This is a genomic window from Ruegeria sp. AF2 (genome assembly GCF_056542025.1).
Map to the genome: position 1 here is coordinate 180,715 of NZ_JBQFZC010000001.1, position 22,287 is coordinate 203,001.

A 22,287-nucleotide genomic window follows, 5' to 3' on the forward strand; every position below is an offset into this window, starting at 1 on the left:
TTTGCCCACTTGCCCTTGCGCCCCCCCTCGCATAAGAGGCACGGGATCAGAAATTCAAGGCGCGGAGACACTAGCCCCCATGCCCGTACTCGTGATGAAATTCGGCGGCACATCGGTCGCCAATCTGGACCGGATCCGCCGTGCTGCCAAACGGGTTGGTGTCGAGGTAGCCAAAGGCTATGACGTCATCGTCATCGTTTCGGCGATGTCCGGCAAGACCAACGAGCTGGTGGGCTGGGTCGATGAAATCTCTCCGCTCTATGACGCGCGCGAATATGATGCCGTTGTCTCCTCTGGTGAAAACGTTACAGCTGGCCTGATGGCGCTGACCCTGCAGGAAATGGACATCCCGGCGCGCAGCTGGCAGGGTTGGCAGGTGCCGCTGATCACCAACGGTGCCCATTCAGCGGCCCGGATCGAAGAAATCCCGCCCGAGAATATCAACCAGAAATTCGGCGAAGGGATGCGCGTTGCGGTGGTCGCGGGCTTCCAGGGCATCAGCCCCGAAGGTCGCATCACCACGCTGGGTCGGGGCGGTTCGGACACCACCGCCGTGGCTTTTGCTGCCGCTTTCGAAGCCGAGCGCTGCGACATCTATACGGATGTGGACGGTGTCTATACGACCGACCCGCGCATCTGTGAAAAGGCGCGCAAGCTGGACAAGATCTCGTTCGAGGAAATGCTCGAACTGGCCTCGCTGGGGGCCAAAGTGCTTCAAACCCGCTCGGTCGAGCTGGCGATGCGCTACAAGGTGAAACTGCGCGTTCTTTCAAGCTTTGAGGAACAATCCGACGAGGCCGGTACACTGGTCTGCGACGAGGAGGATATCATGGAATCCAATGTTGTGGCCGGTGTGGCCTATTCCCGCGACGAAGCCAAGATGACCGTCGTTTCCGTGGCGGACCGTCCCGGCATCGCCTCGATCATCTTTACCGCGCTCAGCGACGAGGGCGTGAACGTGGACATGATCGTCCAGAATATCTCGGACGAAGGGCGCACCGACATGACCTTCTCCTGTCCGACCAATCAGGTCTCCCGCGCCGAAAAGGCATTGCTGGCGATCAAGGATCAGGGTGAGCTGAACTACGCCGAACTGGTTGCGGATGAGGATGTTTGCAAGGTCTCAGTTGTCGGGATCGGTATGCGCTCGCAATCCGGTGTTGCGGCCAAGATGTTCAAGATTCTCTCGGATGAGGGGATTAACATCAAGGTCATTACAACCTCCGAGATTAAAATTTCCGTCCTGATCGACAGGAAATACATGGAACTTGCGGTTCAGGCACTGCATGATGCCTTTGAACTGGACAAGGCGGCCTGAGCTTTCAGCCAAGTGTCCTGTCTGAAACCGTAACGTGGGTGGGCCATGGCGGAAGGCACGGAAACAGAATCTCGCAAGTTGCTGGGACGGCTGCGCGAAGAAATGGCGAGCGAAGCCGCCGGTCAGGAACGTCTTGACCGGATCACGCACCTGATCGCCGACAGTACCGGTCGTGAAGTTTGCTCGATCTACCTGTTTCGGGATGAGGATACGCTTGAACTGTGCGCCACCGAAGGTCTGTCCCCAGAAGCGGTGCACAAGACGCGGATGCGTATGGGCGAAGGGCTGGTCGGTCGCGTTGCCAAATCTGGCAAGGTGGTGAATACGGCGAACGCGCCCTCGGCCAAGGGCTTTCGGTACATGCCGGAAACCGGCGAGGAACGGTATTCGTCCTTTCTTGGTGTGCCGGTACAGCGTCTGGGTCAGAAACTGGGCGTGCTGGTGGTTCAGTCCCGGGACGCGCGCGAGTTTTCAGCGGACGAGGTTTATGCGCTGGAAGTTGTCGCGATGGTTCTGGCCGAAATGGCCGAACTGGGCGCGTTCGTCGGCGAAGGCGCGGCCTTGTCACCGCTGCACCAGCAATCGGTGCAACTTACCGGTGGCCCGGCGCAGGAGGGATCTGCTGAAGGCCATGTCTGGCTGCATGAACCTCGTGTTGTTGTCACCAATCCCATTGCCGAAGACCCGCATCGTGAGCGTGAGCGGCTGACCGAGGCCGTTGAAGAGCTACGCGTCGGCGTCGACAAGATGCTTGAGATTTCTCAGGGCGGCGACAAAGAGCAGTTGCAGGTTCTGGAAGCCTACCGGATGTTCGCCAACTCCAAGGGTTGGATGCGCCGGATGGAGGAGGACATCGCTCTTGGTCTCAGCGCAGAGGCGGCGGTCGAGAAAGAACAATCTCAGGCGCGGGCTCGCATGGGGCAGGTTACCGATCCGTATTTACGTGAACGGTTGGCCGATCTGGACGACCTCAGCAATCGGTTGCTGCGAATTTTGACTGGACAGGGTAACGGAAATGGGGCTGACCTGCCGCCCGATCCGATCCTAATTGCGCGAAATATCGGCCCCGGTGATCTGCTGGAATATGGCCGTTCTCTCAAAGGGATCGTGTTGGAAGAAGGCTCGGTCGGAAGCCATGCCACTATCGTGGCGCGCGCGTTGGCGATCCCACTGGTGGTGCATGTAGGCCGCATCACCACCGAAGCCCTGAACGGCGATCACATTCTGGTTGATGGCGATAGCGGTGTCGTTCATCTGCGCCCCGAAGACACCGTCGTTAGTGCGTTCCGTGACAAAATCGCGATGGAGGCCAAAGCGCAGGAGCGCTACGCCTCGATCCGTGAAACGCCCACCGTTACTCAGGATGGTGCGCGAATCAACATGGTGATGAATGCGGGCCTGATGGCCGATCTGCCCTCACTTAGCAATTCTGGTGCCGAGGGCGTGGGCCTGTTCCGCACCGAACTGCAGTTTCTGATCCGCAATCAGATGCCCAAGCGATCCGAGCTGGTGACGCAATACAAACGGGTTCTGGATGCTGCGGGCGAAAAGCGTGTGGTGTTCCGTACACTCGATATCGGGTCAGACAAAGTTCTGCCCTATATGAAGCATGTGGAAGAACCGAACCCTGCGCTGGGCTGGCGGGCGATCCGGGTGGGTCTGGACAAGCGCGGCGTGATGCGGATGCAGTTGCAGGCGCTGATCCGGGCCGCCGATGGCCGCCCCCTGACGATCATGTTCCCGTTTGTCGCGCAGGCTGACGAATTCCGAGAGGCGCGCTGGGAGGTCAAGAAAACGATCGAGCGTGAACGGCGTCTGGGCCATGTTCTGCCTGAATCGCTCGAAGTGGGGGCGATGCTGGAAACGCCTTCACTTGCCTTTGCGCCGCAGAAGTTCTTTGACGAAGTCGGCTTTATCTCGATCGGTGGGAACGACCTGAAACAGTTTTTCTTCGCCGCCGACCGCGAAAATGAACTGGTTCGCCGTCGCTACGATACTCTGAATGTCAGCTTTCTGAGTTTCATTGAACGTATCGTTGAGAGATGCTCGATCTCGGACACACCGCTCAGCTTCTGTGGCGAAGATGCCGGCCGCCCGGTCGAGGCGCTGTGTCTCGCGGCCATGGGCATCCGTACCCTTTCGATGCGCCCGGCCTCAATCGGGCCGGTCAAAAGCCTGTTGTTGCGGTCGAACCTTCAGGATGTGCGTAAAATTATCGCCGATGCCCGCCATCGTGGGGAACAATCCGTGCGTCCGGCGGTGATGGACTGGCTGCGGACGCAGTCCTGACTGATCTTCCGCGATGCCCGCTGCAAATCCGCGCTTGATTTTTGCGCTCAGGTTTTCTATTCAGCCGGTGAATGTTAGCGATAACATAGCTAATGACGCACATGCGTTTTAATCCCGGGCTGAAACCTCGCTTATGCTGGCGGGGAATTCGAAAGGAGCCTTGCAATGGTCTCACGCGTAATTCCGGTAGATCGGTTCGACCTTGTGTTGTTCGGCGCGACGGGCGATCTGGCGCAGCGTAAAATCCTGCCGGGCCTCTATCATCGCTTCGAAGTCGGCCAGATGCCTGAGGATGCGCGCATCATTGGAACCGCCCGATCCGACATGGACAGCGACGGGTTCCGTGAACAGCTGCGTGCGTCGATGCAAGAGTTTGCGCCGGGTTTTAAAAAGGATACGCTTGATCGCTTTCTGTCCCGCGTCGAGTATGTTCCGGTAGATGCGCTTGGCGATGCGGGTTGGTCTGACCTAGCGAAAACGCTGCGACCGGATGTGGTACGCGCCTTCTATCTGTCAGTAGGCCCAAGCCTTTTCTCGGGCATCGCCCAACGTCTGAACGAGCACGGCCTGTCCACACCTGACAGTCGTATCGTGGTCGAGAAACCCTTTGGTCACGATCTGGCATCAGCCAAAGCGTTGAACGAAGGGCTGCGGGCCTGTTTTGAAGAACATCAGATTTACCGGATCGATCATTATCTGGGCAAGGAAACCGTGCAGAACCTGATGGCGCTGCGCTTTGCCAACTCGCTTTTCGAACCGCTCTGGAACGCCACTCATGTTGATAACGTCCAGATCACCGTGGCCGAAACCGTGGGCGTCGAAGGGCGCGGTGCTTATTATGATCAGTCCGGCGCGATGCGCGACATGATCCAGAACCATCTGGTTCAATTGCTGTGCCTGACGGCGATGGAACCGCCTTCGAAATTCTCACCCAACGCGGTGCGCGATGAGAAAGTCAAAGTGATCGAAGCGCTGGAGCCGGTGGAACCCAAGGATATCGCTCGTGGTCAGTACCGCACTGAAAAAGGGGGCGATGGCTATCTGGATCACGTCGGCAACCCCGCCAGCCGTACCGAAAGCTTCATTGCGCTGAAGGCGCATATCGGCAACTGGCGCTGGGCCGGTGTCCCGTTTTATCTGCGGACCGGCAAGCGCCTGCGCGCACGTGAATCCGAGATTGCAGTGTTCTTTCGCGATCCGCCGCATACGATTTTTCCGAATGTCGGACCATTGCATGGCAACGTGCTGGTGATCCGCCTGCAACCGGACGAAGGCATCACGCTACGCACCACCATCAAGGAACCGGGGCAGGGCGGGTTCCGCCTGTCCGACGTTGCACTCGACATGAGTTTCGCTGATGCGCTGGGCGACGACGGCCAATCCCCGGATGCCTATGAACGCCTGATCATGGATGTCATCCGCGGCGACCAGACTTTGTTCATGCGTGGCGATGAGGCCGAGGCCGCATGGGCCTGGGTCGATCCCATCATTCACGGCTGGGAAGAGCGTGGCGATAAGCCCGCGAAATACGATCAGGGCAGTTCGGGGCCCGAAGAAGCATTGATGCTGATGCATCGCGATGGGCGCCGCTGGCGTCAGATCGGAGGGTAATCATGGTCAACACAGTTATATCCGACGTCACCAAACGCATCATCGACCGCAGCGCCGATCTGCGTGGTCCGCATCTTGAACGAATGGAGCAGGCCAAATCCAAGGGCCCTGCGCGCGCGCACCTGTCCTGCAGCGGGCAGGCCCACGCCTATGCCGGGGCGGGCGAAGATCAGGACTCCATGGCCACCGGCACGGCTGGCAATCTGGGGATCGTCACCGCCTATAACGATATGCTCTCGGCCCATCAGCCTTTCGAACGCTACCCGGCCCTGATCCGCGATGCGATCCGCGCAGCAGGCGGCACAGCGCAGGTTGCAGGCGGCGTGCCAGCCATGTGCGACGGCGTCACGCAAGGCGAGGCGGGGATGGAACTCTCGCTGTTCTCGCGCGATGTGATCGCGTTGGCGACCGGAGTGGCGCTAAGCCACAACACTTATGACGCCGCCGTTTTCCTGGGCGTCTGTGACAAGATCGTGCCCGGCCTAATCATCGGCGCGCAAGCCTTTGGGCATCTTCCTGCCGTCTTCCTGCCTGCAGGTCCGATGACCAGTGGCCTGCCGAATGACGAAAAGGCCAAGGTCCGCCAGAAATTCGCCGCCGGAGAGGTGGGCCGCGAAGAGCTGATGAAGGCCGAAATGGCCGCATATCACGGCCCCGGCACCTGCACCTTTTATGGCACCGCCAACACCAATCAGATGCTGATGGAGTTCATGGGCTTGCACCTGCCGGGCTCCAGCTTCGTCAATCCCAACACACCCCTGCGCGATGCGCTGACCGAGGAAGGCGCGCGCCGCGCCCTGTCGCTCAGCGCGTTGGGCAATCACTACACACCGGTCTGCCAGATCCTCGACGAACGCGCTTTCGTCAATGGCATCGTCGGCCTGATGGCCACCGGTGGCTCCACCAACCTGCTGATCCACCTGATCGCCATGGCGCGCGCGGGTGGGATCGTGCTGGACTGGGAGGATTTTTCCGACATCTCCGCTGTCGTGCCTTTGGTCGCGCGCGTCTATCCCAACGGTCTGGCAGACGTGAACCACTTCCACGCTGCGGGTGGCCTGGGCTTTGCCATCGGTACGCTGCTGGAAGATGGCTTGCTGCACCCCGATACGCTCACTGTCGCGGGGCAGGGCCTGCACAACTACACCAAAGAACCCAAGCTGAAAGACGGCGAGTTGGTCTGGGAAGAGGGCGCGGGCCACAGTCTGAACGAAAAGATCGTTCGCCCGGCCAAAGACCCGTTCCAACCCACGGGCGGGCTCTCTCGCTTGACCGGCAATCTGGGCACAGGGGTCATGAAGGTGTCGGCTGTAGCACCTGAACACCAAGTGGTCGAAGCGCCCGTGCGTGTATTCCACGACCAGAACGCCGTTAAAGCCGCTTTCAAAGCCGGAGAATTCACCGATGACGTCATCGTTGTTGTTCGCTTCCAAGGGCCAAAAGCCAACGGTATGCCTGAACTTCATTCGCTGACGCCGATCCTGTCGATCCTGCAGGGCAGGGGGCAGAAGGTGGCTCTGGTCACCGATGGCCGTATGTCGGGCGCATCCGGCAAAGTGCCCGCCGCCATCCATGTCTGCCCCGAGGCGCTGGATGGTGGACCGATCGCCTATCTGCAAGACGGCGACCAGTTGCGCGTTGATGCGGTCAAGGGCGAGTTGGAAGTCCTGACCCCCGGTGTTCTCGACCGAAATCCGGCCACCGCCGACCTTACGGCAAACCAACACGGCGTTGGCCGTGACCTCTTCGGCGCCTTCCGTCAGAATGTCGGCTCAGCCGACACCGGCGCCAGCATTTTCGGAGTGTAACCCAATGTCTAAAACCCAACGCACCCGCGAGATCTGCGCGCTGGCCCCGATTGTTCCAGTCCTGGTCGTCGACGACGCGGCCCATGCGCGCCCGTTGGCCGAAGCTTTGGTCGCCGGTGGCCTCCCGGCGCTTGAAGTCACCTTGCGCACTCCCGCCGCGCTCGACGCGATCCGCGCCATGGCCAACGTCCCCGGCGGTGTTGTCGGGGCGGGTACACTGGTCACACCCGAAGATGTCCGCGCTGCCAAAGAGGCGGGCGCTCAGTTCGGCGTCTCACCCGGTGCGACCGATGCCCTGATCGCCGCCTGCGAAGCCGAAGGACTGCCCCTTCTCCCCGGTGCGGCTACTGCAAGCGAAGCCATGGCGCTGCTGGAAAAGGGCTATGACATGCTGAAATTCTTCCCCGCCGAGGCCTCAGGAGGGGCTCCCGCCCTAAAAGCCATCGGCGCACCGCTACCGCAGATCACCTTCTGCCCAACTGGTGGCGTATCGCCGTCAAATGCCCTCGATTACCTGTCGCTGTCGAATGTTGTCTGCGCCGGCGGCAGCTGGGTCGCGCCCAAGCAGATGGTTCAAAACGGTGATTGGTCCGGGATCGAAACACTTGCCCGCGAGGCCGCCAGTCTGCTGGATTGACGCCGCAGGGCAAGACGCTAGGGTAGGCCTCAATTCAAACAGGTTGCCCTCATGACAAACCAAACCTCCCTCGCGCATGGGCGCGAGTATCTGGCCATCCCCGGCCCTTCGGTCATGCCCGATACGGTGCTGCAGGCGATGCACCGTCCGTCGCCCAATATCTATGACGGCGAATTGATCGAGATGATGCCCGCGCTCACCCGAGACTTGAAACGCGTTGCCGGAACCCAGCACAACGTCGCCATCTATATCGCCAACGGCCACGGTACATGGGAGGCTGCGCTTTCCAACGTCATCGCGCCCGGTGAAACCGTGCTTGCCCCGGCCTCTGGCCGCTTCACCCACGGTTGGGCCGAGATGGCCGAAGGAATCGGCGCCAAGGTTGACCTGATCGATTTCGGAATGTCCTCGCCCTGGGATCTTGACCGCATCGCCGAGGCCCTGCGTAACGATACCAGCCACAAGATCAAAGCGGTCCTTGCGGTCCAAGTCGATACGTCCACATCGATCCGCAACGATATCCCGGCCTTGCGAGCGTTGCTCGACGACATTGACCACCCAGCCTTGCTGATGGCTGACTGCATCGCGTCGATGGGCTGCGACCGGTTCGAGATGGATGCCTGGGGTGTCGACGTCACTGTCACGGCTTGCCAGAAAGGGCTGATGACCCCGGCGGGCACCGGCTTTGTCTTCTTCAACGACAAGGCGCAAGCCAAGCGCGCCACAATGCCCCGCGTCTCGCAGTATTGGGACTGGCAACCACGCGCCAATCCAGATCTGTTCTATCAGTATTTCAACGGCACCGCGCCAACCCACCACCTGTATGGCCTGCGCGCCGCGCTCGACCTGATCCATGGCGAAGGGATCGAACAGGTCTGGGCCCGCCACGAACACCTGGCAAAGGCCATCTGGGCCGCCTGTGAAATCTGGGCGCAAGGTGGCGCGCTGCATTTCAACGTCACCGACCCGGCCCATCGAAGCCACGCGGTCACTGCCCTCCGCCTGACCGAGGGGCGGGGCACGCCGCTGCGCAGCTATACCGAAACCCAACTGGGTCTGACGCTGGGAATCGGTCTGGGAATGGAGGATTGGGACGGCTGCTTCCGCCTTGGCCACATGGGGCACGTAAACGCTCAAATGGTCATGGCCATGCTGGGTGGCGTCGAAACCGCTATGGCTGCGCTCGATATCCCCCGTGGTCAGGGCGCGCTCGAAGCCGCCGCCGCGACGCTGGCCGGATAAGCCCGATCCGCCTCTTCATCTGGCCATAAATAACTTCGGGGGAAATCGCGCTTGGGCGCGATCGGGGGCAGACAGCCCCCTTTACGAGGCTCAGGCTTTTGCCAAGGCCGTGGGCAGAGCAGCTTCAAACGCCGCCATTTCCGCCTCACCTCCGCAGCTGACCCGAATGCACCGGTTCTGGGGCGCGGCAAATGGCATCCGCACGAACACGCCTTGTTCAACGAGCGTGTCCAACACGGCCTTGGCAAACACCCCATCGCGCCCACAATCAATCGCCACAAAGTTTGTCGCAGACGGCAAAGGCACCAGACCATTCGACCGTGAAATCTCTTCGATGCGGTTCCGGGACCCGGCAATCCTTTGCTGCACATGCGTCAGCCAATCTTCATCTTTTAGCGCGGCCAATGCCCCTGCCTGCGCGGCTCGGTTCATGCCGAAATGGTTGCGCACTTTGTTGAAGCTCGCAATCAACTCGGACGAGCCGATAGCGTAGCCTACCCGCGCCCCGGCCATGCCATAAACCTTGGAAAACGTTCGCATCCGGATCACACGTGAATCATCAGCAGCGACAGGTGCAGCGGTCCCCTCGGGCGCGCATTCGACATATGCCTCGTCAAGAACCACCAAACAGCCCTCTGGCAAAGCCTCCAGAGCGGACACGATATCCTCACCTGAATGCCATGTTCCCATCGGGTTGTCCGGGTTGGCCAGATAGACCAACTTGGCGTCTACCTCCGCCGCTTTGGCGAACAGTGCCGTCGGGTCCTCGTGATCGTCGCGGTAGGGGACCTTGTGCAATACCCCACCAAACCCGGCCACGTGGTAATTGAAAGTCGGATAAGCTCCATCCGAAGTCACAACTGCATCGCCGTAACCAACCAGCAGGCGCACCAGATAGCCCAGCAACCCGTCAATGCCTTCGCCAACCACGATATTTTCAGGCGCAACCCCATGATGTACCGCCAGCGCATGGCGTAGTTCGTAATTCTCGGGATCGCCATACATCCATATCTCGCCTGCGGCCCGTTGCATTGCATCGATGGCGCGCGGGGACGGGCCAAACACGCTTTCATTCGCACCGATCCGGGCCACGAAGGGCGCGCCACGTTGGCGCTCCTGCGTTTCGGGGCCGACAAAAGGCACGGTCGCGGGCAGCGTGAGGGCAAGCGGGGTATAACGAGGACCAGTCATGGCCGCAGATAAGCGCAACCGATCAGGCGGGGCAAGCCTTGCCAGAAGTTCAAAGGAGGCTTCGGATGCGCGGTTTGCCCTGACGTCGCTGTGGCGCTGCTGGCGTCTTGCTGGCATGTTTATACAGCAAATCACGCCCCGGAGGTCCCATGTCCCGCGTATCCGTCGAATACAAAGACCACATTGCCCATATCACGCTGACTCGCGGCGACAAGATGAACGCGCTGGACGATGCGATGATCAAGGCGATCCTTTCGGCCGGTCAAGAGGTCGCCGCAGCCGACATCCGCGCGGTGGTGCTATCGGGGGAAGGCAAAAGCTTTTGCGCTGGGCTCGATATGGCCAGCTTTGCCAGCATGGCGCACACAGACCCAAGCGAATGGCTGATGACCCGCAGCCACGAAGATGCCAACGAAATGCAGGAACTTGCCTTGATCTGGCGGCGCGTCCCGGTGCCGGTGATCTGCGCTATTCAAGGCGTCGCCTATGGCGGTGGGCTACAGATTGCGCTGGGTGCTGACATCCGCATCGCGCATCCCGAAGCCAAGCTGGCAGTGATGGAGATGAAATGGGGCATTATCCCCGACATGGGCGGCATGGTTCTGCTGCCAGAGCTCGTGCGCTCGGACGTGCTGCGCCTGCTGACCTATACCGCCCGCCCTATCGGAGCGCCACAGGCGGCAGATTGGGGGCTTGTTACCAAACTGTCCGATGATCCCCTGACCGAAGCGCTGGCGCTGGCCGAGGACATCGCGGGTAAAAGCCCGTCCGCCATCCGCGCCGCCAAACGGTTGATTGATTTGGCCGAAACCCGTGACCGTGCTGATGTGCTGTTGGCCGAATCTACCGAACAGGTCGACCTGATCGGTAAGTCGGATCAAATGGAAGTTGTCATGGCACAGATGCAGGGCCGAAAGCCCGAGTTCAAATGATCACCGCATGAATGCGCGCCGTGCATCGCGGGCCATGTTGTATCGCATCTCAAGATCAGCAATCTTTGCCATTGCGGCCCTGCGGTCCTGATTGTCAGTCAGCGCTGCAAACTCCTTGCGGGCGGCGTCGAGCTGTTTCTTGATGTCGAACTCCTCGGGTAGCACTCCGGCCTGCGCCATGATCCGATGACCCGCAGCAATGGCGGGATCGCCTTGTGCCTCGCCCGAGCGGTCGGGTAACGGGGCACCTTCGCCTTCAAGACCCTGCAGTTGGCCTTCGGCCTGCGCCTTTTTGATCTGGCGTTCAATCAGTTTTCCAAGCGATCCGAACATGCGCTCATTTTACCGCCTGAGGGGTTCTGATGAAAGGGCTCAGCGCACTCGGTTTGTTGCCAGATATGCGATACCCCCAGCCAACAGCCCCCAGACTGCCGCGCCCAACCCAAAAACCGTTATTCCAGAGGCTGTGATGGCCAGTGTCAAAATAGCCGCTTCGCGCTCGACAGGGACGTCCAGTGCGGCATGCATGGCATTGGCCAGGACCCCGATCAGGGCCACACCTGCCAGAGTGCCCATAAGCAGCGGGTCGGCATGGGCGGCAAAACTGGTGATCGCCACGGCAAAGATACCGAAGAGGCAGTAGAACACGCCACCCATGATTGCCGACCAATAACGCTGCGCCGGATCGGGGTGGCTTTCCTCGTTGGAACACATCGCGGCGGTGATCGCGGCCAGGCAGGTTGCAGGCGCCCCGAATGGGCCCGAAAGCATGCTTGCGCCACCGACGGATGAAAACAACCGGCCGGGAACAGGATCAAAGCCAAAGCTGCGCATCACCGCGACGCCGGGGATATTCTGTGTCGCCATCGTGACGATAAACAGCGGTACGCCGATCCCGATGGCCGACGCGACCGAGAATGATGGCATGGTCCAGATCGGAGCCGCGATCAAACGATCCGGCATCAATTGGGCATCTCCTGCGTTCAGCGACACAATGATAGCCGCCGCGACCACAGCTGCCGGAACCGCGATCAACCGATTGAAACGGCCCGCGACAAACCACGTCAGGATCACCGGCAACGCCTGCCATGGAATCTCGACCGCCGCCTGGAAGGGCACAAGGCATAGTGGCAAGAGCACACCTGCCAGCATTGCTTGCGCCAGTGTTGTGGGAATTGCTGCTGCCAATCGTCCCAGCGGCTTCCACAGCCCTGCCAGAACCGTTAATGCTCCGGCGCACAGGAACGCACCAATCGCGCCTGAAAATCCCTCGACCGGGGTGGCCGAGACGGCTAACAGAGCGGCCCCCGGGGTCGACCACGCAACGCTGATCGGCATTTTGTACCGCAGGCTGAGGACGATGGCTGCAAGCCCCATGGCAATCGCTGCACTCATCAGACCCGAGGCGGCTTCCTGCGATGAAGCTCCCATCGCGCCCAACCCCTGCAGCACGATGGGAAACGAGCTGAAGAACCCGACAATGGCCACAACCAACCCGGTTGAGACTGTCTGCATCGGAGGGAAAGATCGCATCGTCAGTGCCTCGCTAGGTTGTGTCGCCGAAGTGCTAACAAGCGGGGCGTGGCGTGAACAAGGGCAAAGCTCTGAGGGTAAAGAAAAACCTCACCGCCGGTTGGGTGGTGAGGTTCGATTTCAATATATCAGCAGCAGGAAAAAGATCAGGCGATTTCAGCCAAACGGGCGAGAGCTTCGTTTAGCTTGGCTTCTTCTTCTTCGCGGGCGGCAAGGTTAGCTTTGGCTTCCGCAACAACCTCTTCCGGGGCCGATGCCACGAATTTCGGGTTGTTCAGGCGTCCGCGCAGACCGCCGAGTTCCTTGGCCAACTTGCCTTTGGCTTTTTCCAGCCGTTCCTTTTCCGCACCAATGTCGATGATGTCCGCCAGTGGCAGGCCAAAGGAGGCACCGGGGGCGGCAATCGAGATCGTGCCCTTGGGCAGTTCATCCGCCTTGGTCAGGCTGTCGATCCGCGCCAGACGTTTGATCAGCGCTTCGTTGCGGTCCCATGCCGCTTGGCCGTGCGCGTCAATCTCAGTCACCAGCATCGGCACGTAGAGGCCAGCAGGAACCCGCATCTGTGCGCGGGCCGAGCGGGTGTTTTCGATCACCGAGATCACCCAGTTCATTTCTCGATCCGCATCCGCGTCGATCAGGTCGGCAGCCGCATAGGTCGGCCAATCTGCGTGTACAACCATTTTGGCACGCTTACCGGTCAGGCCCCACAGCTCTTCGGTGATGAAAGGCATGATCGGGTGCAGCAGAACCATGCACTGATCCAGAACCCAGCGCATGGTGGCGCGGGTCTCGGCCTGTGCCTCGGTGTCGTCGCCTTGCAGCAAGGGTTTAGAGAGTTCCACGTACCAGTCGCAGACCTTGCCCCAGACAAAGGCATAAAGCCCGTTGGCCGCGTCGTTGAAACGATAGCTTTCCAGCGCCGCGTCGACCTCTTCCCGCACACGGGCGGTTTCACCGATGATCCAGCGGTTCACGGCGGCTTTGGGTTTCAGGTCAGCCACGTCCAGTTGCGGGACAGCGTCGGTGAAGACCTCATTCATCTCGGCAAAGCGGACGGCGTTCCACAGTTTGGTGCCGAAGTTACGGTAACCTGTGATGCGCTCGCGCGAAAGTTTCAGTACCCCGCCAATAGCCGCCATCGAGGCATTGGTAAAGCGCAGCGCGTCAGCACCGAATTCGTCCACGATCTCCAACGGGTCGATCACGTTGCCGGTGGTTTTGGACATCTTCTTGCCCTTCTCGTCGCGGACGAGCTGGTGCAGATACACGGTGTGGAACGGGATTTCGTTCACCACCGCCAGTTGCATCATCATCATCCGCGCGACCCAGAAGAACAGGATGTCAAAGCCGGTGATCAACACATCGGTTGGGAAATAGCGCTCTAACTCTTCGGTCTTTTCGGGCCAGCCCAGCGTGCCGATAGGCCAGAGGCCGGAAGAGAACCATGTGTCGAGCACGTCGGGGTCGCGCCAGACCGGGTAGACCAGCTTGGTCGGGTCTTGTTCGACTGCGTATTGAGCAAGGCTTTCGGCGAACTGATGGATCGCTTCCTGCTTATCGGCAACTTCGATGACCGTCGCGTGGCTCAGCGGGCTGGGTATATTGGCATTGTCGTCGAGGAATTTCTCTGTAACGGCCTCAAGGCTTGCCGCGCATTCCATGACATTGCCACGATGCAGCATGCCGCCTTCGTTCAGCAAACGACCCAATTCGACCAAATCAAGGTCGCCGTCGTTTTCGTCGTCCTTGAAATTCTCAGCCGAGAGATCGAGGCCATACCAAACCGGTATCTGATGCCCCCACCATAGCTGGCGCGAGATGCACCACGGCTCGATGTTTTCCAGCCAGTGGTAATAGGTCTTCTCGCCCGACTCGGGGATGATCTTGACAGTGCCGTCCTTGACCGCGTCCAGCGCAGGGCCGACGACCTTGGCGGCGTCGACGAACCATTGGTCGGTGAACATCGGCTCGATGACGACTTTCGAGCGGTCGCCGAAGGGCTGCATGATCGGTTTGCTTTCGAACAGCGGCACCAGCTTGTCCGCGCCTTCGTGTTCCGGCTTTAAAGCGGTCGAACCCAGACGTGGGTCATCGGCGCGAGTCATGACAGCCAGACCGTCTGCAGTGATCTCCTCGACGACCTTCGCACGTGCCTCGAACCGGTCGAGACCGCGCAGATGATCAGGGATCAGGTTGATCGCGTCGATCTCGTTCTCGGTGAACTCACGCCCGCGCGCGTATTCCTGCGCCTTGTCCGCCTCTTCGGCATAAGGCGCACCATCGGCGCGCATTGCGCCTTTGGTGTCCATCAGGCGATACATTGGAATGCCGCCGCGCTTGGCGACCATATTGTCGTTGAAGTCATGTGCACCGGTGATTTTCACCGCGCCCGAGCCGAAATCTGGATCAGGGTAATCATCGGTGATGATCGGGATCTGACGGCGATGCTCTTTCGGGCCAACCGGGATTTCGCAAAGTTTTCCGACGATGGGCGCATAGCGCTCATCCGATGGGTGAACCGCAACTGCGCCGTCGCCGAGCATGGTTTCGGGGCGAGTCGTGGCGATCGAGATATAGTCGCGCTCTTCCTCCAGCACGATATTCCCGTCCTCATCTTTCTCGACGTAGGTATAGGTCTCACCGCCCGCCAGCGGATACTTGAAGTGCCACATATGGCCCGCAACTTCGATATTCTCGACTTCGAGGTCCGAGATCGCGGTTTCAAAATGTGGGTCCCAGTTGACCAGCCGCTTGCCGCGATAGATCAGACCCTTTTCGTACATGTCGACAAAGACCTTGATCACCGCGTCGTGAAAATTCGCAGAATTTTCGTGCCCGGTGCGCGGGTCACGCGGCGCACCCGCCATGGTGAAGGCGTTGCGCGACCAATCGCAGGACGAGCCCAGGCGCTTGAGCTGCTCGATGATCGTGCCGCCGTATTCTCCCTTCCATTCCCAGACCTTGTCCAGAAACGCCTCACGTCCCAGCTCACGACGACCCGGCTGCTGGGTGTTGGCCAACATCTTTTCCACCTGCATCTGCGTGGCGATACCAGCGTGGTCCTGACCGGGCTGCCATAGCGTGTCGAACCCGCGCATCCGGTGCCAGCGGGTCAGAACATCCTGCAGCGTGTTGTTGAACGCGTGGCCCACATGCAGCGCACCCGTCACGTTCGGTGGCGGGATCATGATGGTAAAACTCTCGTCGCGCGATTTGTTCGCGCCTGCCTTGAAGGCTCCGGCCGCTTCCCAGGCCTGATAGATGCGGGCCTCGGCCTCGGCCGCGTTGAATGTCTTTTCCATCGCCATGGGATGCGTCCTGCGTCAACAATATCGGGTCAGCGCCTGCAATAGCGAATGGACGCAGGAAGGGGAAGGCCCTGCGCGGCGGTCCTGCAATGATCAGCCGGGATTTGATGGGGCGGGCGCATAAAGATCCAGCTTTTCGCTGGCCCCTTGCCCCATCGCCTTGGCCTGATCGCTGCGGATGCGCGCGTGCAGGTCCAGCGCCTCAGGAGCAAACAGCTCGGTCGGCTCAGGGATATGGATGAAATTCCCCACCCGGTCCTCGCCCCGCGCCAGAATGGCATAGTCGCGATCCGCCACTTTTTGCTGCGCATTGGGGTTGAGATAACGGATAGCCAGGCCAATTCGACGATCATCAGATACGTTCGGCCCTGACCCGTGAATGGTCAGCCCATGGTGCAGCGACATCTGGCCGGGCTGCAACTCGATATGGGTTTTGTCTTCCTCTGCGACATCGACTGCCACCTCTTGCCCGCGCGACAGCAGGTTGTTGTCGGAAAACGTATCATTATGCGGCAGGATCGGGTTCTTGTGGCTGGCCTTCACGAAATCCATGCAGCCACTCTCAACCGTCGCAGGGGATAGGGCGATCCAGGCGGTCAACTGGTCCGAGGTTTCACCCATACCCCAATATGTCAGGTCCTGATGCATGCCCACCACTTGCGTCGTGCGCGGTTCCTTGATGAACAGCTCAGCCGACCACAACAGCAGGTCTGGGCCCAAAACACCTTCGACAACGTCCAAAACGCGCGGGTCCAACGCGATGCGAGTGGCAAATGGCATCACCACATGCGCGTTGATGCGTTTGTACATGTTCAAGGGTAGCGGCAGGTCAGCCTCGCGCCAGCTGGCCTCGACATCTTCCAACTCGGCACGGTACCCGGCGGCTTCTGCGGCAGAGAACACGGGGATTGGAAATATAAACCCATAATCCCAATAGGCCTCGGCACTTTGGCTGTCCAATCGGCCATTCGTCAGCTTGATTTCTTTGGGCATGGAAACCTCCACTCGACTGAATTTAGATTCAGCCTAGGCGCGGCCCAGATCGGCGCGCAACGCTGTTTCCAGACATGAATGTCGCTTTCAGACCGTGCGGGGTTAATTTTCTCAGCCACTGGACAAGGTCCTGCTTCACGCTAGGGTCGCGCATTCAGGCAGCCAGAGGATCATCCCATGGAAAAATTCGGCAAAAGCCAGCCCATCAAACGGACCGAGGACCAGCGGTTTCTGACCGGGCAGGGGCAATACATGGACGATTCTGTGCCCGAGAATGCGCTGTTCGCAGCATTCTTTCGCAGCCCGGTGGCGCATGCCAGGATCACGTCGCTGGACCTTGAAGATGCACGTACAGCGGATGGGGTGCGCTTGGTCATGACGCTGGAAGATCTGACTGCTGCCGGGATCGATACGGTGATGAACGCGACTACAGTCGCCAACCGCGACGGCAGTCAAGGCGCTGCGTCCGAGCGGAACATGTTGGCCAAGGACCGCGTGCGTTTCGTCGGAGAACCCGTTGCGGTCGTCATTGCCGACTCGTTGTTACAGGCCCGCGATGCAGTCGAATTGATCTGGATGGAAACCGAAGACCTGCCGGTCAAGATGGATGTCGCTGCGGGTGGCGAACCTTTGCATCCACAAGCCCCCGACAACCGCGCCTTTGACTGGGGCTTGGGTGATGAGAAGGCGACCAATGCCGCCTTTCATGCAGCGGCGCGCACCGTCGCGCTGAACGTGCATGACAACCGGGTCATCGTGAGCTCGATCGAACCGCGTGGCTGTCAGGCCGATTGGTCGGGTGGCCGTATGCATTTCTCATATGGCGGGCAGGGTGTCTGGGGGATGAAAGCGCAACTGGCACAAAAGCTGAAACTGGACCCCGAGGCGATCCGTGTTACTACGCCAGAAGTCGGCGGCGGATTTGGTATGAAGGCGATGCCTTATCCCGAATATTTCACCGTTGCTGTTGCTGCCATGAAACTGGACCAGCCCGTGCACTGGATGTCGGACCGGTCCGAAGCGATGTTGTCAGATCACCACGGCCGTGACCTGACGTCGCTGGCGGAACTTGCCTTTGATGCCGATCACAAGATCACCGCCTATCGGGTTCACAGCAAGATCAACCTTGGTGCCTATAACAGCCATTTCGCGCAGGCGATCCAGACCAGCCTGTTCAGTAAGGTTTTGATGGGTGTCTACGATGTTCAGACCACCTACTTGCGGGTCGAAGGATTCTTCACCAACACCACGCAGGTCGACGCCTATCGCGGTGCCGGGCGACCCGAGGCGATCTATGTGCTGGAACGCGTCATGGACCGTGCTGCGCGTGAGTTGGGGATTGATCCGTGGGAGTTGCGGCGCAAGAATTTCATCCGACCCGAAGCCTTCCCCTATAAGACCGCAACCGGCGAAACCTATGATGTGGGTGAGTTCAACATGGTCCTCAGCCGCGCCGCCGAACAGACTACGGGCTTCGAGGCCCGCAAGGCGGCGGATGCGGAAAACGGCCTGATCCGGGGGCAGGGGCTTTGTTACTATATCGAAAGTATTTTGGGAGACCCTTCCGAAGGCGCGAAGATCGAGTTTTGCGAGGACGGAACGGTGAACCTCTATGTCGGTACTCAGTCCAATGGGCAAGGGCATGAGACCGTCTATGCCCAGTTCCTATCGGACCAGACAGGGATTCCTTCACACCTGATCAATGTTGTGCAAGGCGACACAGACAGGCTGGCGCAGGGCGGCGGGACTGGCGGTTCACGCTCGGTCACGACCCAAAGCAACGCGACACTGGTCACAGTTGATACGATGATCGCCGCATTCACGCCCTATCTTGCGGATAAGATGGGGGTCGAGGAAAGCGATGTGACCTTCGACCATGAAACCTTCCGCGCGCCGGGGTCCAACCTGACCCCCACGCTGACCGAGGCGGCCGAGATGGCGCGCGCAGACGGGCGCACCGATCTGTTGCAGCACGAAGCCCGCGCCACGCTAGATGCACGCAGCTATCCGAACGGCGCACATGTTGCCGAAGTCGTTATCGATTCTTTCACTGGTGAAACATGGGTCGACCGCTACACGGTGGTGGATGATTTCGGCAATCTTATCAACCCGATGCTGGCCGAGGGGCAGGTGCATGGCGGGGTAGTGCAGGGTATCGGTCAAGCACTGACCGAGTATGTTGTTCATGATGCCGAGGGGCAACTGCTCACGGCTTCGTTCATGGACTACGCCTTGCCCCGCGCTGCTGAGATACCCATGATAGAGTTTACCTCGGCGCCGGTTCCGTCAACCGCCAACCCGATGGGGATGAAAGGCTGTGGCGAGGCAGGCACCGTGGGCGCACTGGCCGCAGTGGCGAACGCGGTACAGGATGCGCTCTGGGATCACGGGGTGCGGCAGGCGGATATGCCTTTCACACCTCACAAAGTTTGGGAATTGTTGACGCATGGTTCTGTCGCGGCTGAGTAGAAAGGTACTGGGATGGCTCGGACGGCCTCTGCGGTCCGAGCACTCGGCCGAAACGCGCCACCGCGAACCTGTCAGCCATGTCATCATTCTTGACGGCACCATGTCGACGCTGGAAGCAGGGCGGGAAACCCACGCGGGCCAGACCCTGCGCCTGTGCTGCGAGATGGGCAGCCAGGTTTCGGTTTTCTACGAATCCGGCGTGCAGTGGGAAAGCTGGAAGTCGACTATGGACGTGATGATGGGGCGGGGTATCAACCGTCAGATTCGTCGGGCCTATGGTTATTTGGCTTCGCGTTACAAACCCGGTGATAAGATCTTTTTCATCGGCTATTCACGCGGCGCATACGGGGTCCGCAGCCTTGCGGGCGTGATCGATGCTATCGGGTTGCTCAAGGCCGAACACGCCACTGTCCGCAATATCAAACAGGCCTATCGACACTATGAATGTAACGCCAATGGCGAAGCGGCGGCGGTCTTTCGTCGGGAGTTCTGTCACGAGGATGTCGCCATCGAGATGGTCGGCGTCTGGGACACGGTCAAGGCGCTGGGCCTGCGCCTTCCGCTGCTCTGGCGCTGGGCCGAGGAACGCCATGCCTTCCACAACCACCAGCTTGGCCCGGCCACCCGCCACGGCTATCACGCCATGGCGCTGGACGAGACCCGCGAAGTGTTCGAGCCGGTGCTGTGGAAATGCACGCCTGACTTCAAAGGCCATATCGAGCAGGTTTGGTTCCGCGGCACCCACGGCGATGTTGGCGGCCAGCTGAACGGGTTCGAAGAGGCCCGCCCCCTCAGCAACATCTCCCTGATCTGGATGCTGGACAAGGCCGAGCTGCACGGCCTGCCATTGCCCGAGGGCTGGCGCGACCGTTTCCCTAGCGATCCGCATGCGCAATCCGTGGGCACCTGGCGTGGCTGGGGTAAGATTTTCCTGCTGCGCAAGCATCGCAAAGTAGGGCGTGACCGGTCAGAGAAGCTGCATGTCTCGGTTTCGCCCGAGGAATTGCCCCGATGGGTGCCGATGCCAAATCTGCCTTCGCATCCGGCGCAGTGACAGAAGCAACAGCTTGCCTTCCTACGAAAGATGTATCAACAGCAGCCACAGCATTTCTGTCCCGTCAGTGCCGGGTGTACGTCTTAGTATCATCGAAAGACATGTGATTTATGCCAGATCCATACTTTTCTGAGCTCAAATACTTAGGTGGCCCGACCCTGGATTTTATCGAGGTCGCGGTTGACGCTGGTACGGATGTCTCGGGGTTGGTCGTGACGATCTATTTGAGCAATGGCTCGATCCGAACCACCAATACTCTGGCCGGTATCACGCCGACAACAGTTGCCGGTCGCGATATCTATGTCATCGACACGACAAGTTCCGGGACATTTAACGGATTGGGTAAAACCAATGGTATCTCGCTTTCCGAAGGGACAACGGTTTATCAGTTTAATTCTTTCAGCGATCCTCCAAGTCCCGGCCCGATCACTGCGAACACTGGCCCGGCCAACGGTATGCAATCGACAGTCATCGGGCAGGCCGGCGCTGGCGATTCCCTGATTTCGACCGACAATGGCGGTACATATACAGTCAATACCGATCCCACCCCGGGCAGCATCCCCTGCCTGACTGCGGGCACACTCGTATCCACTAATTTGGGTGCGGTGCCGGTAGAAGATCTGAAGCCTGGCCAACTGCTTTTGCTGGCGCGGGGTGGCAACCAGCCTTTGCTGCAGATCTTGCGCCGTTCATTCACTGCGCGCGAGTTGCGCCGCAATCCGAAACTTTATCCAGTGCGAATTTGCGCGGGCGCACTTGGACAAGGCCTGCCCCGACGTGATCTGCTTGTCTCGCGTCAGCATCGCATGCTGGTGTCCTCGGCGATTGTGAAACGCATGTTCGGTCGTTCTGAGGTTCTGGTCGCCGCGATAAGGCTGACCGATCTGCCGGGGATTTATGTCGATGAAACCGTAGACAGCATCACGTATTTCCATCTGGTCCTGGCGACGCACGAAGTGATTATCGCCGAGGGTGCCCCGACCGAAAGCTTGCTGATAGGACAGGAAGCGTTGAATTCACTCCCTCCTGCAATGGTCGAGGAACTTACTGTATTGTTTTCGGGCATTTCGACCGGGGGCCTCTCGGATACCAGTTATCTGGTGCCGGACAACGCGCGTCAGAAACAGCTGGTGTCGCGCCACGCTCAACACGCCCGATCATTGCTATCCGACTATACGGAAAGCACCCGTTCTGCAGACTAATGTTGATAGGGCGTTGGCCAACCAAGGCCAACACCCGCTGTCATGTCTAAGAATTACCGCCGACGATCTCTGCGCGAGCTCATCGGCTGGAACGCCACGCCCACATGTGCCTCGCAATAGGGTTTGCCTGCCTCGACCGGCAGGCCGCAGAACCAGAAATCCTCGGTCGCGGGGTCGCCGACGGGCCATTTGCAGGTTTTCTCGGTCAGTTCCATCAGCGTCAGCTTTTTGGCCTTCTTCTCGATCTCGTTGACTTTGGCCAGCGCCTCGGGGCTGATTTCGTTGGCCGATGGCTGCGGAGGCAGCGGCTGGCCGGCGGGTATGATCTGGCGACGGGCCGGGGTGACCGGTTTGGCCTCGGGGGCTGGCACCGGACGGGCCGGTTCAGTCTTGGGTATCGGTTTCGGTTTGGCCTCGGCCTTGGGCGCGGGGGCCGGTTTTTCCTTAGGCTCGGCCTTTGCCGGGCTTGCACCGGTGGCGCGATTCGACAGACCCAGACGGTGCACCTTGCCGATCACCGCATTGCGGGTCACGCCGCCCAGTTCCTTGGCGATCTGGCTGGCCGACTGGCCCTCGCCCCACATCTTTTTCAGCAGCTCTACACGCTCGTCAGTCCAGGACATCATTTGCCTTTCAAAAGCGGAAAGCGGCCCCGGATTCGGGCCGCCTTGGGAAATCATCTCAGCGCCCTATTCTAAAC

16 protein-coding genes are annotated in these 22,287 nt (G+C 59.9%); 10 read left to right on the top strand and 6 right to left on the bottom strand.

The window, feature by feature from the left end; genetic code table 11:
* Positions 1–79 precede the first annotated feature (79 nt).
* From ACR0NM_RS00875 to ACR0NM_RS00900, 6 genes are all read left to right on the top strand, one after another.
* Positions 80–1,318: an aspartate kinase gene (locus ACR0NM_RS00875; protein WP_170397275.1), complete on the top strand. Its 1,239-nt coding sequence runs from the start codon at positions 80–82 to the stop codon at positions 1,316–1,318.
* A 45-nt stretch (positions 1,319–1,363) separates the two neighbouring features.
* On the top strand, positions 1,364–3,607 hold the full coding sequence (gene ptsP / locus ACR0NM_RS00880) for a phosphoenolpyruvate--protein phosphotransferase (RefSeq protein ID WP_170404255.1): 2,244 nt from the start codon (positions 1,364–1,366) through the stop codon (positions 3,605–3,607).
* A 165-nt stretch (positions 3,608–3,772) separates the two neighbouring features.
* Complete coding sequence (gene zwf / locus ACR0NM_RS00885; protein WP_170799859.1) at positions 3,773–5,218, top strand: glucose-6-phosphate dehydrogenase; 1,446 nt, start codon at positions 3,773–3,775, stop codon at positions 5,216–5,218.
* A gap of 2 nt (positions 5,219–5,220) precedes the next feature.
* Complete coding sequence (gene edd / locus ACR0NM_RS00890) at positions 5,221–7,026, top strand: phosphogluconate dehydratase (RefSeq protein ID WP_480612785.1); 1,806 nt, start codon at positions 5,221–5,223, stop codon at positions 7,024–7,026.
* 4 nt (positions 7,027–7,030) lie between these two features.
* Positions 7,031–7,663, top strand: a complete 633-nt coding sequence (locus ACR0NM_RS00895; RefSeq protein WP_170397269.1) for a bifunctional 4-hydroxy-2-oxoglutarate aldolase/2-dehydro-3-deoxy-phosphogluconate aldolase — start codon at positions 7,031–7,033, stop codon at positions 7,661–7,663.
* Between the two features lie 51 nt (positions 7,664–7,714).
* A complete protein-coding gene (locus ACR0NM_RS00900) occupies positions 7,715–8,905 on the top strand; it encodes a pyridoxal-phosphate-dependent aminotransferase family protein (protein WP_480612787.1) in 1,191 nt (396 codons plus the stop codon).
* A 90-nt stretch (positions 8,906–8,995) separates the two neighbouring features.
* Here ACR0NM_RS00900 and ACR0NM_RS00905 read toward each other — a convergent pair whose 3' ends face one another.
* Complete coding sequence (locus ACR0NM_RS00905; protein WP_480612789.1) at positions 8,996–10,096, bottom strand: pyridoxal phosphate-dependent aminotransferase; 1,101 nt, start codon at positions 10,094–10,096, stop codon at positions 8,996–8,998.
* 149 nt (positions 10,097–10,245) lie between these two features.
* On the opposite strand from ACR0NM_RS00905, the gene ACR0NM_RS00910 reads away from it, so the two are divergent.
* Positions 10,246–11,028 (top strand): crotonase/enoyl-CoA hydratase family protein, encoded by a 783-nt coding sequence (locus tag ACR0NM_RS00910; RefSeq protein ID WP_480612791.1) that lies wholly within the window; start codon positions 10,246–10,248, stop codon positions 11,026–11,028.
* Here ACR0NM_RS00910 and ACR0NM_RS00915 read toward each other — a convergent pair whose 3' ends face one another.
* The 4 genes from ACR0NM_RS00915 to ACR0NM_RS00930 form a co-directional block, all read right to left on the bottom strand.
* Positions 11,029–11,361, bottom strand: coding sequence for a DnaJ family domain-containing protein (locus ACR0NM_RS00915; protein WP_170511344.1), 333 nt, complete (start codon positions 11,359–11,361; stop codon positions 11,029–11,031).
* 39 nt (positions 11,362–11,400) lie between these two features.
* The gene (locus ACR0NM_RS00920) at positions 11,401–12,561 is read right to left on the bottom strand and encodes a benzoate/H(+) symporter BenE family transporter (protein WP_480612793.1); all 1,161 of its coding nucleotides are present in this window, start codon (positions 12,559–12,561) and stop codon (positions 11,401–11,403) included.
* 146 nt (positions 12,562–12,707) lie between these two features.
* Positions 12,708–15,869, bottom strand: coding sequence for a valine--tRNA ligase (locus tag ACR0NM_RS00925; RefSeq protein WP_480612795.1), 3,162 nt, complete (start codon positions 15,867–15,869; stop codon positions 12,708–12,710).
* Positions 15,870–15,962: 93 nt separating this feature from the next.
* The gene (locus ACR0NM_RS00930) at positions 15,963–16,862 is read right to left on the bottom strand and encodes a phytanoyl-CoA dioxygenase family protein (RefSeq protein WP_480612797.1); all 900 of its coding nucleotides are present in this window, start codon (positions 16,860–16,862) and stop codon (positions 15,963–15,965) included.
* A gap of 177 nt (positions 16,863–17,039) precedes the next feature.
* On the opposite strand from ACR0NM_RS00930, the gene ACR0NM_RS00935 reads away from it, so the two are divergent.
* The 3 genes from ACR0NM_RS00935 (at position 17,040) to ACR0NM_RS00945 (ending at position 21,587) form a co-directional block, all read left to right on the top strand.
* Positions 17,040–19,331, top strand: a complete 2,292-nt coding sequence (locus ACR0NM_RS00935) for a xanthine dehydrogenase family protein molybdopterin-binding subunit (RefSeq protein WP_480612799.1) — start codon at positions 17,040–17,042, stop codon at positions 19,329–19,331.
* Positions 19,309–20,385 carry a DUF2235 domain-containing protein gene (locus ACR0NM_RS00940; protein ID WP_480570826.1) on the top strand — a complete coding sequence of 359 codons (1,077 nt, stop codon included), beginning with the start codon at positions 19,309–19,311 and terminating at the stop codon, positions 20,383–20,385. The genes ACR0NM_RS00935 and ACR0NM_RS00940 overlap by 23 nt, the downstream gene beginning before the upstream one ends.
* 110 nt (positions 20,386–20,495) lie before the next feature.
* Positions 20,496–21,587 (top strand): Hint domain-containing protein, encoded by a 1,092-nt coding sequence (locus tag ACR0NM_RS00945; protein ID WP_480612801.1) that lies wholly within the window; start codon positions 20,496–20,498, stop codon positions 21,585–21,587.
* Positions 21,588–21,640: 53 nt separating this feature from the next.
* Here ACR0NM_RS00945 and ACR0NM_RS00950 read toward each other — a convergent pair whose 3' ends face one another.
* Positions 21,641–22,210, bottom strand: coding sequence for a GcrA family cell cycle regulator (locus ACR0NM_RS00950; protein WP_480612803.1), 570 nt, complete (start codon positions 22,208–22,210; stop codon positions 21,641–21,643).
* Positions 22,211–22,287 lie beyond the last annotated feature (77 nt).